Origin of the sequence: Bacillus sp. AY18-3 (genome assembly GCF_008042305.1) — a bacterium.
Lineage (GTDB): Bacteria > Bacillota > Bacilli > Bacillales > Bacillaceae_G > Bacillus_A > Bacillus_A wiedmannii.
Map to the genome: position 1 here is coordinate 121,809 of NZ_QKQR01000009.1, position 15,622 is coordinate 137,430.

At 38.3% G+C, this 15,622-nt stretch carries 11 protein-coding genes and 1 riboswitch; of the genes, 4 read left to right on the forward strand and 7 right to left on the reverse strand.

The window, feature by feature from the left end:
* Positions 1-18: 18 nt before the first annotated feature.
* The 3 genes from DM800_RS09430 to DM800_RS09440 form a co-directional block, all read right to left on the reverse strand.
* Positions 19-1,746: a C40 family peptidase gene (locus DM800_RS09430; RefSeq protein ID WP_048566679.1), complete on the reverse strand. Its 1,728-nt coding sequence runs from the start codon at positions 1,744-1,746 to the stop codon at positions 19-21.
* Between the two features lie 209 nt (positions 1,747-1,955).
* Positions 1,956-2,840, reverse strand: a complete 885-nt coding sequence (locus DM800_RS09435; RefSeq protein ID WP_061673549.1) for a D-amino-acid transaminase — start codon at positions 2,838-2,840, stop codon at positions 1,956-1,958.
* Positions 2,841-3,468: 628 nt separating this feature from the next.
* On the reverse strand, positions 3,469-5,397 hold the full coding sequence (locus tag DM800_RS09440; RefSeq protein WP_147786765.1) for an LTA synthase family protein: 1,929 nt from the start codon (positions 5,395-5,397) through the stop codon (positions 3,469-3,471).
* A 546-nt stretch (positions 5,398-5,943) separates the two neighbouring features.
* Between DM800_RS09440 and DM800_RS09445 the strand changes: the two genes are divergently transcribed.
* Complete coding sequence (locus tag DM800_RS09445) at positions 5,944-6,309, forward strand: YkvA family protein (RefSeq protein WP_147786766.1); 366 nt, start codon at positions 5,944-5,946, stop codon at positions 6,307-6,309.
* A gap of 50 nt (positions 6,310-6,359) precedes the next feature.
* The gene (locus tag DM800_RS09450) at positions 6,360-6,851 is read left to right on the forward strand and encodes a metal-binding protein (RefSeq protein ID WP_147786767.1); all 492 of its coding nucleotides are present in this window, start codon (positions 6,360-6,362) and stop codon (positions 6,849-6,851) included.
* Between the two features lie 117 nt (positions 6,852-6,968).
* On the opposite strand, the gene DM800_RS09455 is transcribed toward DM800_RS09450, so the two are convergent.
* On the reverse strand, positions 6,969-7,286 hold the full coding sequence (locus DM800_RS09455) for a magnetosome magnetite crystal formation protein family (protein ID WP_001014097.1): 318 nt from the start codon (positions 7,284-7,286) through the stop codon (positions 6,969-6,971).
* A gap of 283 nt (positions 7,287-7,569) precedes the next feature.
* Between DM800_RS09455 and lldP the strand changes: the two genes are divergently transcribed.
* Positions 7,570-9,225: an L-lactate permease gene (gene lldP, locus DM800_RS09460; protein WP_147786768.1), complete on the forward strand. Its 1,656-nt coding sequence runs from the start codon at positions 7,570-7,572 to the stop codon at positions 9,223-9,225.
* A 71-nt stretch (positions 9,226-9,296) separates the two neighbouring features.
* Positions 9,297-9,412: riboswitch (TPP riboswitch) on the forward strand.
* 112 nt (positions 9,413-9,524) lie between these two features.
* Positions 9,525-11,285, forward strand: coding sequence for a phosphomethylpyrimidine synthase ThiC (gene thiC, locus DM800_RS09465; protein ID WP_075309735.1), 1,761 nt, complete (start codon positions 9,525-9,527; stop codon positions 11,283-11,285).
* Between the two features lie 251 nt (positions 11,286-11,536).
* Here the strand turns inward: thiC and DM800_RS09470 are convergent, their stop codons facing one another.
* From DM800_RS09470 to cydA, 3 genes are all read right to left on the reverse strand, one after another.
* Positions 11,537-12,895, reverse strand: coding sequence for an arsenic transporter (locus DM800_RS09470; protein WP_075309733.1), 1,359 nt, complete (start codon positions 12,893-12,895; stop codon positions 11,537-11,539).
* A 352-nt stretch (positions 12,896-13,247) separates the two neighbouring features.
* Entirely contained in the window at positions 13,248-14,273 is a 1,026-nt protein-coding gene (locus tag DM800_RS09475; RefSeq protein WP_000544164.1) for a cytochrome d ubiquinol oxidase subunit II, read from the reverse strand.
* Positions 14,266-15,621: a cytochrome ubiquinol oxidase subunit I gene (cydA, locus tag DM800_RS09480; protein ID WP_000381970.1), complete on the reverse strand. Its 1,356-nt coding sequence runs from the start codon at positions 15,619-15,621 to the stop codon at positions 14,266-14,268. Before cydA ends, DM800_RS09475 begins: the two co-directional genes overlap by 8 nt.
* Between the last annotated feature and the right edge of the window lies 1 nt (position 15,622).

The following is a 15,622-nucleotide window of genomic DNA, read 5'->3' on the forward strand; positions in this document are numbered from 1 at the left end:
AGGCTCTAAAAATATAACTTAAGGTGCTTTCGTGTATCCTAAGAAATGGCTCTTCCAATAAGAGTTACTTAATGAAGCGATTGCTACACCTTTATCTCCGGCTTGGATAAATGATCCGCCTCCAAGGTAAATACCCATATGAGAAGGACCTGCTTTATAAGTATCTTTGAAATAAATTAAGTCACCTGGTTGTGGACTTGAAGTTTGTGGTAGGCTACTCCAATATCCTGCAACACTTTGACGACTAATGTTATGACCAAATTTCTTAAATACGTGGTAGATGTAACCACTGCAGTCAACACCAGTAGCAGAAGTACCGCCCCAAACGTACGGTACGCCTTGCATTCCTTTTGCATATGCAAGTATGGAAGAACTGTCGCCGCTATTATTACCTGTATTGTTATTGTTATTGTTATTATTGTTATTTTGGTTGTTGTTAGGCTTATTATCTACTGCGCCACCAACTGGTGTTTTAGAAAGGTAACGTGTTCCGATGTAACCAGTTTGACCGTTGTAGTTAATTTTGCTCCATCCAGAGTTTTCAGAGATTACTTGAACCTTCTGTCCTTGTGGAAGTGCCCCTATGATTCTATAATTTGTACCTTCGCCGCTACGTACGTTTAAGGCAGAAGCATTAATGTAGTAGTTGCCAATTGCACCTTGATCAGGTTGTTTTGGCTGTTCAGGAGTAGCAGTGCCACCTTTAACGAATTTTACAAACTCGCTACTAACGAAACCTGTTTTTCCTTGATAGTTTACTTTAAACCAACCGTTTTCAGATCCAACTACGTTTAATGTAGTCCCATTTAACACGCCACCAATTACACTATGGTAAGCAGCAGGGCCTGTACGAACGCGTAGAGATGTTGCGTTAACAACGTAAGTACCACCAGTTTGAACGGTGACATTATTATTTTGTTCTTGTTTGTTACCTTGTGTAACGTTGTCGCTAGAACCGCCTTTTGTTACGTAGTCTTTGCTTACGTAAGCAGCTTGTCCAGCGTAATTGATTTTGAACCAATCTTGAACTTCGCCAACAACTTGTACGACTTGTCCTTTTGTAACAGAACCTACAGTTGTGTGAGAAGTGCTAGGACCTGTACGAACACGAAGGGAAGATACATTTACTGTATAGTTTCCGCTTGCTGGTTTTACAGATTCTTGGTTGTTATTATTCGTATTGTTGTTTGAAGAACCTGCATTAGAAGAAACACCAGATACGAATTCGCCACTTACATAGCCAACTTGTCCATTATGGTTGATTTTCACCCAACCATTTTCTTGACCAATTACGTTTAATGCTTGTCCTTCATATACACGTCCTGAAACAGAACTAGAAGTGTTAGGAGCGGTACGTACACGTAATACATCAGCAGTAACTTTATTGTTTCCACCTGTTGTACTTACATTGGAATTGCTTGCACCATTTTTTGATACAAATTCACCGCTAACAAAGCCTGTTTTTCCATTAATGTTAATTTTGAACCAACCATTTTCTTCGCCAATCACGTTTAGTGATTGACCGTTATAAACGCGAGAGATGATGTCGTGAGAAGTACTTGATCCTGCACGAACATGTAATACGCTAGCGTTTACCGTATAAGATGAGCTGTTTGATGCAGAAGCTTGGACAGTTGTAGCAGCTTTTTGTGTATTTTGTTCAGGGGCAGCTTGAACACTATCAAGTGTAGGTGCTGCTCCTCCTGCTACAGACACTGCCGCAAGACCGGCAAGGTATTTTTTCATAATTTGTCGATTCCTTTCTGTCTGTAATGTAGTTAAGAAATATTTACCAACTGTTAAAAATTCTAAAGAGCATGTCGATTACTGTCAAGACTTATGCGGGAATCTGAATATGACAAAAAGATTACAAGAAAAAATCAAGGCATAAATTACACCTTGATTTCCATTTAAATGCATATATTGAATGTAGAAAGGTTAGAAATTATTCGTGTTTAAGAAGATGACATATTGGATTGTAACAAGCTTTGAGAAAAGGATCTTTGCAACATTTTTGTGATAGGGCCAACTTGACCATCTTGGATGGCAGTTCCATCAAGGTGAGTCATCGGCAAAATTTCAATCGTCGTTCCTGTAAAGAAACATTCATCCGCTTGATAAACATCGCGAATGCTAAACAGTTCTTCTTTTACCGGAATGCGAAGGGTTTTCGCTAAAGAAAGGACATACTGACGAATGATGCCATTTAAAATAAGGTGATTGGCTGGATGTGTGTAGAGAGTTCCGTTTTTTATGAGAAAGAAATTAGAATAGCTTCCCTCAGTTACAGTACCATTTCGTACGAAAAGAGCCTCTTTACAACCTTTACGTTCAGCTTTCGTAGCGGCTAATACATTGGGTAATAAATTTAATGATTTGATATCACAGCGTAGCCAGCGCGTATCTGGTTCTGATATAGCACGTACACCATATTCAATCCATAACGCTGGTCTTTCTTTCTTCGTAATATAGGCATAGATTGTAGGAGGGACGTCATATGAGAATGTGTGGGTACGAGCTTGTACACCACGAGATACTTGTAAATAAATCGTTCCATCTTCGTAGAAATTATTATTTTCAATTAGTTTGTAAAGTAGGATAATAAGTTCTGCTTTTGAGAAAGGGAGTGATAATTCTATTTCTTCCATGGAGCGATATAATCTTGTGATATGCGGATCTAATAAGTGAAAGTTTCCTTTATATAGGCGAATAACTTCGTAGACACCATCTCCAAACTGCAAGCCTCTTTCTTCAAGTTCTATGTACGCGCGATGTTTTGTTGTATCAATAACTGCATCATTCCATAGTACAAATCTTTCATATGCCAATTTCCGTCCCATCCTTTCGTAAGTGCATAAGTAAAGTGAAGCTTTCATTCGGAATAAAAATCACTATAGTAATTTCTATGTGAGTACTTCTTTACATATGACGTATATGTATTTGTAAATGGTAGAGAAGTAGTAGTGATTTACCCCGCTATTTGTGGGCAGTAAAACTCCTGCTAAAAATTCGGCTGGAGCAAAGAAGTGAAGTCGGCGAATTACGGCCCGTAAATGCCCGATTGGTGAGGGCTGATTAAAGTTTCACTTTTACAGCATTTTGTATATACAAATTCGAAAATGAGAAATAAGAATCCTGCTTTTGAATAAAAAAAAGCAACATTCTTATGGAATGCTGCACAAGGAGGGTAGCTATCTTTCATAGGGACATCGTCTTATTGAATGTTTTGTGTATGGAAACAAAACATGTTGAAAGACAATTATAAGAAAGTAGAAATAAACGATTCACATATTTCTTTAAGGGATCTTATTACAGATGAGAGATAAGAAATATATAGAACCTCGCTTACATATTTTATTATAGGGATGTTTCATTAATCCTATGTGAATATTTGGTAAAGGTTATGTAATGTTAAAGTTAATGAATATAAGTGATTGTATGGAGAAATATAAAAAAAAGAGGCTGAGATTACTCAGCGCTCTTCTTTTCTTCTTTAATAGCTGTCTTTACTTCACCAGTTTTGGTCTTATTACTTTCAGAGAAGCGAAGTAAGTCACCTTCAATGATTTTGTCAGACATGTTCAATTCATTTTGGGCACGATCAATGAGTGGTTGAGATTCTTCTTTTGGTAATTGTACAACTTCGCTAGTAGTACGGTCGTAGAATGTACTGTTCGTGTACATGTACTTATCTGTAATGAAGCTACCGTCACGAAGAACAACGAATCCTTTATTATCAGGTGAGAATACATCATGACCAAATTGAACTTGATTCGTAGAATCTACACCAAGTAAGTTTAGAATTGTTGGTTTAATGTCAATTTCACCAGTTGGTTTTGAAATTGTTTTACCTTCTTTTTGACCTGGAACGTGAATAAACATCGGTGTTTTTTGTAAGTTCATATGGTCAAATGCAGTGATTTCTTCTTTTCCTAAGAACTGTGCCATTGCACGGTTATGGTTTTCAGAAATACCGTAGTGATCACCGTAGAATACGATAACTGAGTTGTCGTAAATACCTTCTGCTTTTAGACGTTCAATAAAGTGTTTCATTGCTTCGTCTAAATAGCGAGCAGTTACCATGTAACGATCAAATACGCCATCACCAGAATTGTATTCATCGATTAATTTCGTGCTGTCATCATAAGTGAATGGGTAATGGTTTGTTAAAGTAAGGAAGCGAGTATAGAACGGTTGCTTCACTTCTTTTAACATATCGATAGATTGATCGAAGTATTCGATATCTTTTAATCCCCAATTCAATTTCGTTTCTGGCGTAATCTTGTAGTCAAGCTCGTTGTAGTAACGATCATAACCAAGTGCCGGATACATAATGTTACGGTTCCAGAATGTTGCGTTGTTCGCGTGGAATACTGATGTATGGTATCCTTGCTCACGTAAAATTTCTGGAGTTGCTGTATATTCGTTATTACCGTGTGTGAAGAATACAGCACCACGGTCTAGTGGATACATTGAAGTATCTACTAAGAATTCAGCATCAGATGTTTTTCCTTGCCCAGTTTGATGGAAGAAGTTATCAAAGTAATAACTTTCTTTCGTAAATTGGTTTAAGAATGGTGTAACTTCTTGTCCGTTAACTGTTGCACCAATTAAGAATGTTTGTAATGACTCAAGAGAGACAACAATTACGTTTTTCCCTTTTGCCGTACCAAACATATTTGGATCTGGTTTGCTTTGCGTTGTTTTTACGTAGTTCTCTGTTTCCTGTAATTTACTACCATCAGCAAAAGCTTTTTGTGAACTTGATTTTGCTTGTAAGCCAAGATCATACACTTGGTGTACATATAAACCTAAGTTTTTAACAAGCATAACGCGGTCGAATGAACGTGTTAATAGTTCAGGACGCTCAGCTTCTGCAAGTCCTAAGTTTGCGAAGAAAATAGCAACTGTTGACACGAAGTATAGGGAACGCATTGGGCGTGCTACACGTTCTGTCGGTGCAAAATTCTTCATCTTCTTCAATAAAATGAAGAATACAATAATATCAGCAAATGCAAGGATAATTTTGTAGTTAAACAATTCTTTCACACTAGAACCTAAACTTCCAAAGTTAGATGTTTGTCCTAGTACTGGTAAAGTAACGAAGTCATTGTAGAATCCGTAGAACATTACGTTACCAACAAGAACGATTGTTAAAACAAAATTAATTCCAAGTGCTATATAGTTACGTTTTTTCCCTTTTGCAAATAATGCAAGACCAACAAGCAGTAATGATGCTGCTAATGGGCTAAGGAATAAAATGAATTCTTGCATGAAAGATTCAAGTTTTAAATCGAAGCTTGTGCGTGTAATTAGGTATGTCTTCAGCCATAAAGCTAAAGCTACGAATACAGTGAAACGCACATTGTGAAATTGTGATTTCAAGGTTTCTTTCATTCATTTCCACCCTTTCTCTATCAGGCTTGGTCGATTTTGGAGCGAAAAATGCTAAAATAAAAAATACATAGTTTTCTTGGCCATAATTAGAGGTTCTATATTCACCCATATACGACTATAACTATGCATACCCTTTTGGTTTCTTGTGTTGCTCATAAGCATAACGTCATTTCTGTATTATACAACAAAATTCATTTCTGAGAAACACTATAACATTTTACATTTTTTGTATGAGATTTGTCACTACCAGAGAAAACTTTAACATTCGTTTATATGTCCGTCAACTAGAAAATATAACAAAGGTAGAGCAGAATGTTAAGTGAAAGTGAAAATTTTCTTTGTTGAGAAATAAGAAATGACGATGGGTAAGTGGTTATCTAGAAACCTATTATATGAAGGGAAGTACGTAAAAATTAACGAACACTTGTTCTTTTTTAGTTTATTTGTTACAATGAAAGTTCATTGATAGATTATGTGTAATTTTGATGAACTTTTACTGATAACATATTGTAGCTTATTTCTTTAAAAAAATAGGGAGGCTTTCACATGGAACAAAAATTTTCAGTTGAAGCGTTTTGGAAGAAAGTAAAACATGTTGCAAAGCAAGCAGGGCAGTCGGTCATTTATGCTAGTTTATTATTGTTTTACGTTTTACAGAAACCGGATGTTCCAAAACGAGTGAAAATTATTGTAATTGGAGCACTTGCTTATTTTATTGCACCGATTGATGCGATTCCGGATTTCGTTGCTGGAATTGGTTATACGGATGATTTAGGGGCGTTACTGGCTGCGCTATTACAAGCGTCAATATACGTCAATGAAGATGTGAAAGATAAGGCACGAGTGAAGTTGGCAGAATGGTTTGGTTCGGATATAGACACATCCTTTATCGATCAGAAATTAGATCAATAGGTGAGAACTGTCATATGGTGACAGGGCGAACGTAAGCGAGGAAGTGCATTATGCCATCAGGAAGAACGCATACGAAAATAAACTTAATATCCCTTCCGGTTGTTTTGTTTATGCTCTTTTCGTATGGATTAACGAATTTGGATTTTTTATTAACTTTTGCAATTGGTTTTTTAGTAGGTACTACATTTTTAACGCCAGATTTAGATACGTATAGTAATGCCTATAATAAATGGGGATTCCTACGTATATTTTGGTATCCTTATAAGAAGGTAATGCCGCACCGCTCCTTCTTTACACATACAATTATACTTGGTGATGTGATTCGTATTGCATACATGTTAATTGTGTTTTCCCCGTTTTTATTCCTATTAAATGTAATCGCGCTTGATGGGAATTTAATAGAAATTGCGAAGGAACATGAGGTTGAAATTACAACGTTCGTAATGGGAATTGTTGTGGCAAGCACGCTTCACATTATAGCGGATAAAGTGAATACGCGCCGCAAGAAGATGATGAGAAAAAAGAAGAAACGCAGAAGATAAAAAAACCGTCCCAAAAGGTATTTTGGGACGGTTTTTTCTTATTAAAAGATTGTCGTATTGCCGATAAAATTTCATTTATTATGATGCGTGCTGTTTTAATCAAACGTTTGTTTAAACTTAAGCTTTCAGCACTTTAATACCTTTTACGATGTTCCAAATGAAGTAGTATAAGCTAATAATTCCGCAAATACATAAGACAATCATTGCTCCAATTCCAAGTGTTACATCTGGCTGGTCAGATCCGATACCCATAATTCCTAGAATAGTTACGCCGATGAATGTAGCGATACTTGGAATAATGTGTGTCCATAGAGCACGTTTTGCATGTGGTTTTGTTTCAGCATCGCCTACAATCCAAACGATAATAGGGAATAAGATAGGGGCAAATAGTACACTAAAGTATGATAAAGCAGCTAATATTTTGTTTCCATTCATATATATCACCTCATGAATAATGTCTGTTGTTATACTATTATTATGCAATAGTTTTGGCAAGCTTTCTATCGATGAACATTACAGGAACGTGACGATTTTGTAAGATTTCCTGTTAAATAATAAAATTTTCAAAAAAATCTTTTTAAATGAAAATTGTTATGGTAGAATTAATGAAAACGTTTTCTCAGGCGTTTTTTTATTTTAGGCTTAAAGGTATGATGACCTGATAGTCTATTGATGAGGTTATTCTATTTAAAAGGGGATTCTTTAGGGGGAGAGAACAATGAACACATGGACACAAGTTTATGATCCGTTCGGAAACATTTGGATTTCGGCAGCGGTCGCACTTATTCCGATTATCTTTTTTTTCTTAGCTTTAGCAGTTTTCCGCATGAAGGGGTATGTGGCAGGATTAATTACAGTCGTACTTACAATTTTAGTTGCGTTATTCGCTTATAAGATGCCGTTCACGATGGCGATGGCAGCGACGGGATATGGTTTCTTATACGGACTATGGCCAATTGCTTGGATTATCATTATGTCGGTATTTTTATATAAAATATCTGTGAAAACAGGTCAATTCGATGTGATTCGTGCATCTGTATTATCCATTACGAATGACCATCGTTTACTCGTTATTTTAATCGGTTTTTCATTTGGAGCATTTTTGGAAGGGGCAGCAGGATTTGGTGCACCAGTAGCGATTACCGCAGCGCTTCTTGCAGGTCTTGGGTTAAATCCTTTATATGCAGCGGGTCTGTGTTTAATCGCAAATACGGCACCAGTAGCGTTCGGAGCGATGGGAATTCCGATTACAGTTGCTGGACAAGTAACAGGTATTGATCCGCATAAAATTGGACAAATGGCTGGGCATCAATTACCGTTCTTATCATTATTTGTTCCGTTCTTTATCGTATTTTTAATGGATGGATTTAAAGGAGTAAGACAAACATGGCCGGCTCTATTTGTAGCAGGTAGCTCATTTGCAATTACGCAGTTCATTACAGCGACGTTCTTAGGGCCAGAACTTCCGGATATTACGTCAGCACTTGTAAGTTTAGTGAGTTTATCGCTATTCTTAAAAGTTTGGCAGCCGAAAGAAATCTATCAGTCTAAAGAAGCAAATAGTGAAGTAGCAGCAACAGCGATATCTATGCCGAAACTAACGGTAGGAAAAGTCGTAAAAGCATGGTCTCCATTCATTATTTTAACTGTGATGGTAGTCATTTGGAGCCAAAGTTTCTTTAAAGCGTTATTTGCTCCAGGTGGCGCATTGGAAAGCCTTGTGCTTAAGTTTGAAGTTCCAGGCTTACACAATTTAGTAATGAAAGCAGAGCCAATTGTAAATAAACCGACGCCTTATGAAGCAATCCTGAAATTAGATATTTTATCAGCGACGGGAACAGCAATTTTAATTGCTTGTATCATTTCTATCTTTATTTTGAAAATGAGTGCAAAAGATGCAGTAGTAACATTTAAAGAAACGTTACATGAGCTTAAGATGCCAATTCTATCTATCGGATTCGTATTAGGATTCGCGTTTATCGCAAACTATTCTGGTCTATCTTCTACATTAGCATTAGCACTTGCAGGAACTGGCGGACTATTCCCGTTCTTCTCACCATTCCTAGGGTGGATCGGTGTATTTTTAACAGGATCCGATACGTCAGCGAATGCACTGTTCTCGAATTTACAAGCGATTACAGCGCAGCAAGTCGGTGTATCTGAAGTACTTCTCGTTGCAGCAAATACAACGGGCGGTGTAACAGGAAAAATGATTTCTCCGCAATCGATTGCGATTGCTTGTGCGGCAGTTGGACTTGCTGGAAAAGAATCAGATTTATTCCGCTTTACAGTGAAGCATAGTTTATTCTTCGTAATTATTGTTGGTATTATGACGTATGTACAGGCATATTATTTAACGTGGATGATTCCATAAACAACAAAAGAAATAAACTTTGCATTTTTCAGATTATCGTGTATGATGGGAAAGTATTGAAAATTAAATCAGTGATAAACTAGGGGTGCCTAACGTATGCGTAGGCTGAGAGAGAAGCGTGTGAACTTCTTAACCCTTTGGACCTGATCTGGCTCGTACCAGCGTAGGGAAGTTAACGGCTTTACATAATGATGTCTTTATGAGCCAGGTCCTTATTTTTTTATGGACCTGGCTCTTTTTATTTTGGCATACGCTGGCCATATCTCGTCCTTGTCACGTACAGGGAGGCAACAAAGGTTATGAAACAGTCTGTTTCATCTGAGCAAATTGAATTGAAATCGAGTTTACCAGGAAGTAAGAAAGTTTATGTTGATGGACCACGCGCGGGTATGAAAGTGCCGATGCGCGAGATTGAACAAAGCGAAACGAATGGTATTCCGAATCCGCCAATTCGTGTATATGATACGAGCGGTCCTTATACAGATCCTGCGCATAAAGTGGAGCTGGAAAAGGGGTTGCAGGCGCCGCGCCACTCTTGGATCCTGGAGCGCGGAGATGTAGAAGCATACGAAGGGCGCGAAGTGAAACCAGAGGATGACGGTGTGAAAGTGGCTTCGAAACATACACCTGTTTTTCCGCAAATGGATCGCCAGCCGCTTAGAGCGAAGCAAGGGGCAAACGTTACGCAAATGCATTATGCGCGTAATGGCATCATTACATCTGAGATGGAATATGTTGCGATTCGTGAAGGAGTAGAGCCTGAGTTTGTTCGTAAGGAAATCGCGGAAGGTCGTGCCATTTTACCAGCGAATATTAACCATCCGGAAGCAGAACCGATGATTATCGGCCGTAACTTTCACGTGAAGGTCAATGCAAATATCGGAAACTCTGCTGTATCTTCTTCAATTGCAGAAGAAGTAGAGAAGATGACGTGGGCAACGCGTTGGGGTGCGGATACGATTATGGATTTATCTACAGGTAAAAATATTCATACGACGCGTGAGTGGATTATTCGTAACGCGCCTGTACCAGTTGGAACTGTACCGATTTATCAAGCGCTGGAAAAAGTAAATGGAATTGCAGAAGATTTAACGTGGGAAGTGTATCGTGATACGTTAATTGAGCAGGCGGAGCAAGGTGTGGATTACTTTACGATTCACGCGGGCGTATTACTTCGTTACATTCCGATTACTGCAAAGCGTACGACAGGTATCGTTTCGCGTGGTGGTTCAATTATGGCACAGTGGTGTTTATTCCATCATAAAGAAAACTTCTTATACACTCATTTTGAAGAGATATGTGAAATTATGAAGCAGTACGACGTTTCGTTCTCTCTTGGAGATGGATTACGTCCAGGTTCGATTGCAGATGCAAATGACGAAGCACAGTTTTCTGAGCTTGAAACACTTGGTGAATTAACGAAGATTGCTTGGAAACATGATGTGCAAGTGATGATTGAAGGACCTGGGCATGTACCGATGCATTTAATTAAAGAGAATATGGAGAAAGAGCTTGATATTTGTCAGGGCGCGCCGTTCTATACACTTGGGCCGTTAACAACAGATATTGCACCAGGTTATGACCATATTACATCGGCAATTGGAGCGGCGATGATTGGCTGGTTTGGCACGGCGATGCTTTGTTATGTAACACCGAAAGAACATTTAGGTTTACCGAATAAAGATGATGTTCGCACGGGGGTTATTACGTACAAAATTGCTGCACATGCAGCTGATCTTGCGAAAGGGCACAAAACGGCTCATCAGCGTGATGATGCACTTTCAAAAGCTCGCTTTGAATTCCGTTGGCGCGATCAATTTAATTTATCTTTAGACCCTGAACGTGCGATGGAATATCACGATGAAACATTGCCAGCAGAAGGCGCGAAAACGGCTCATTTCTGTTCAATGTGTGGACCGAAGTTTTGTAGTATGAGAATTTCACATGATATTCGTGAATATGCGAAAGACAATGATTTAGAAACGACAGAAGCAATTGAAAAAGGGATGAAAGAGAAAGCGAAAGAATTTAAAGACACTGGTAGTCAATTATACCAATAATACGTTACACCTCTTTACTTGATTGATCACACTGTAGTACCTAACTTAAATATAGAAGAAGCCCCCTTTGCTAAGACGGTAGCAAAGGGGGCTTCTGTTGTTTATCCCACTTTAATGGGCAGTAAGACCCCCACCTCAAAATTCAGTGAAAGCAAAGAATTTAGGGGGGATCAACTGCCCATAAAAGTCCGATTGGTTCAACTAATAATCAGTGGGGGATGAAGAAAACCCCCACTGATTAAAGTTTCACTTTATAAGGCGAAGAAGAGGTGTACCCAGTAGTATAAGAGGAATAATGTGACGACTGTTGTGAGAGGAATAACGATAAGAGATACACTTAAATAGTCTTTCCATTTTACTTTAATTTTGTTTTGTTTCAGGATATACATCCAAATAAGGGAAGCTAACGTACCGATTGGTAATAATAGTGAACCGATGTCACTACCAATAATGTTTGCCAGGTAGATAGTTTTTAATGTGACTGGGTCTAGTCCCATTTCTGTTAATGTGATTGTACCAATCATAAGTGCAGGATGGTTATTGAAGACGTTAGAGAGGAGAGAAACGAGTCCGCCCATTGCAAAGCTAGCATAGAGTAGATGTTGACTTACAACTGGTTCAAGCCAATTTACAAGCGCCGTTGTTAATCCTGCGTTGTGAAGCCCGTAAATAATTACATACATAGAGAATGCGAAAATTAAAATGTGCCACGGTGTCTTTCTCAAAATGTCGACAGGGTTTGTTCGTAAGTAGTACCATCTCCAGATGAGAAGAACGAGTGAACCGAGTACGGCAACAATTTCGATTGGAATCGATAAGAAGGATGCAACGAATAGAAGACAGCGCATAAGAAAGACGAAACCTAATACTTTTAACATGAATTTTGTACGTTTTTGCTTCGTATTAACAGAATTTGTTCCTTTAAGTGGATGGAAGTTTTTTGTGAAGAAAATCTCTTCAATGTCATAAGAAGAAACAGGTAATTTTTTCGGAAGTTTTTTCTTTAACACTGTATACATGAGCCATGACATAAATAATAAACCTAGTGTTGCAGGTACAAACATCATAGCAGTATGCATGTAAAGAGTCATATTAACGATATTTAATGCGATTAAGTTTACGATATTACTTACACCAATTGGTGCACTAGATGCAGTAGCGATTAAAGCACCACTTAATAAATAAGGAATTTGTTGATGTGGTTTTAATTGAAGGTTTTTTAGAAGAAGAATTAAAATTGGAGTTGTAATTAAAATACTACCGTCGTTATTAAATAAAAGAGTCATAAGAAAACATAATAATTGAATATACCAGTATAGACGGCGACCAGATCCTTTTGCTAAATTTGCAAGTTTCGCTGCGGACCAGTGGAAGAAGCCGAAGCTTTCTAATATAACCGCCATAACGATGGTCGCTAATATTGTTATAGAGGCACCGCCAATTTTACTAATAATATCTATGACGTCTGGTCTTGATACAAGTCCAGTAATCAAGATAATGCCAGCGCCAATTGCTGCCGGCCAAGCCTCATTTAAGCCACGGGGTCGCCAAAAGATAACAATCATCGTTAAGAAGAATACAATAATAGTAATCCATATTTCAATGCTCATATTTTACCTACCTTTCTACTTTTCCTTAAACCAATGTAGCTTGTCTCAAGGTTTGTATTAGTAGTATATTCAGCGAAAAATAGGAAGAACTAGACATATAATGGAATAAAGTGAATATGTGTTTTTCAAGCGAAAGGACAAGTGTCACGAATAGTGAAATAACTATTGTGAGAGGAGTCTATAAATTAGGGGGGCAGTAAGATAGTAAATGAAATTTATATGGGCGATTATGGAGATATATTGGCGCAACTCAAAATATATCAGCGATTTTTAAAATATATCGACTTATCGACAAAAGATGACAAAAGGAGCCCATCCAAAATGCCTTTTGGAACAGACTCCCCCGAATATATTATTTTTCCTTCAAAAAAGTTCGATCCTTCAAGAATAAATTCCAGAAGAAAATAAATCCTGGTAGTAAAATTGCGATTCCAATTGCGTATAGGATAAGCAATGCATAGAATGTTTCTGTCGTTGTAAAACTTGTAAATACAGTTACATCAGGATAAATAATATAAGGTAAATGTGCGACACCGTAAGCGTAACTTGCAAATGCATATTGAGCGACGACCGCTAAAACGGCGATGCGAGGGTATCCTAGTGTGCCGTACTTCTTGTTTGTCCACCAAAGAGAAGAGTATCCGATAACGAATAAAACGATAGAAACTGTAAACCATGGGAATTGCTTTATTAGTCCTTGCATAAGCCAGTGTGTTTCCGGATCCATTACAACGAGGGCGATAATCGCCGTAACGAGTGTTGCAGGACCAAGGATGATGGCGTTTCTTCTATAAATTCTATACGAATCTTCTGAACCTTGCTCTCTCGCAAAATCAGCAAGAAAGAGAGAGGAGAGAAATAGTTCCGAAGTTAGCCCAAAGAGCATATAGCAGTAGATAACCGGGCTAGAAAGAAGTTTTCCATACAGGAGTACTTCTTTTCCTTCAGAGATTGTAATATAAGCCCCCTCTGTAACGGGTAAAACAGTAATTAATAAGGCTGGAATTAAGAGCCCAGTAATACCTGAAATCACCCGAAGGAGGAATTGATACTTTGGCAGAGAGTAAGCAAATACCATGAATGTACTGCGAATTGCAATGAGTATTAAAATTAACATAACTGGCACGAACATCACTGTCGCAAGGGTGAAAGCAGCTTTCGGAAAGAAACCGAGAAAAGCGACAACGACAAAAACGAGAAATGTATTTGTTACTTCCCAAGTTGGTGATAAGTATCGATTGGCAAGTTTGGCAGCAAGCGTTGGATGTTTTGCGTATACCATGCCCCAAAAACCTGCTCCAAAATCGATGGACCCTAATATACTGTACACGAAAATAAGAGCCCATAAGATGATGATTGCAATACTTTCCTCATGCACGAGAATCGCCTCCTTCGTGATGTAAATCATTTGTAAGCGGATGTTTCTTAAAGAATGTCCGTAGTACAAAAACTGTTAAAATGCCGAGTCCAATATATAAAATGATGAATAGAATAAATAAAGGACCGACAAAATCAGCGCGTGTAGAAGCGTCGACTGTCCGTTGCATACCATAAATGGTCCACGGTTGACGACCACTACAGCTGAAAATCCACCCGAATTCAATACCGAGCATCATAATTGGTCCACATGCTGCAGCTCCCCAAAGAAGCCACTTCGGTAATTCTGCACCTTTTTTTCGGTAAACAAAGTACCAATATAAGAGGGCGATTGCTGCAACTGCAAAAGTAAAGGCAGCCGTGCCGACCATTAAGTTGAATAGTGTATGTGTGTAAAATGGTGGCCATGTTTCTTGTGGGAATTCCTTTAGTCCTTTTACGACGGTGCTAGGGTCGAGTCCCACTAGTAGGCTAAGCATGTTCGGAATTTCTAGTGCATAGTTTAGTTCAAGTGTGTTAGGGTCTACAACTCCGCCAATTGATAACGGTGCATGTGATGTCGTTTCAAATAAAGCTTCGGCAGATGCAAGTTTTTCAGGAGAATGCTTATGTAAGGCAATCGCCGATTCGTGTCCCGAAAGCCACATCGTAGCACCTGTAATAAATGTCACGACGAGTCCTAACAGTAGTCCCTTTTTATGATAAGCAATTTCACGTTTACTTAAGTTCTTCTTTAATAATTTAAATCCAGCGATAGAGGCAATGACGGCAGCTCCAGTTGTATAGGCTGTAATCACAACGTGGAATGCGCTTGTACCAAAACTCGGATTAAAGAAAGCTTTCCATGGATCAACGTTAAAAACTGATCCATCTGGCCCCATTGAAAAGCCTGCGGGTGTATTCATCCATGTATTTGCTGATGTAATAAGCACGGCAGATGCCGTGGCACCAATCATGACGAAGAATAGCGAGATTAATCTCATGAATGGAGGTAGTTTGTCAGCTGCATATACATAAATAGACATGAACAACGCCTCTAAAAAGAAGGCGAAAATCTCAATTTGAAAGGGAACAGAAATAACCTGCCCAACAATTTTGGCAAAACCAGGCCAAAGAAGTGAGATTTGCACACCAACAATTGTTCCAGTTGGAATTGCTACACCGAGAAGGATGGCAAAAGCCTTCGTCCATCTTTTCGCCATAATGGCGTAATCGGAATCTTTCTTCCAGTGATAGAGTATTTCACTTATAAAAATCATTAATGAAAGTCCGACACCAAGTGTTGCAAAGATAATGTGGAATGCTAATGAAGAACCAAAAAATGCTCTTGCTAATGTTACCGTATCCATA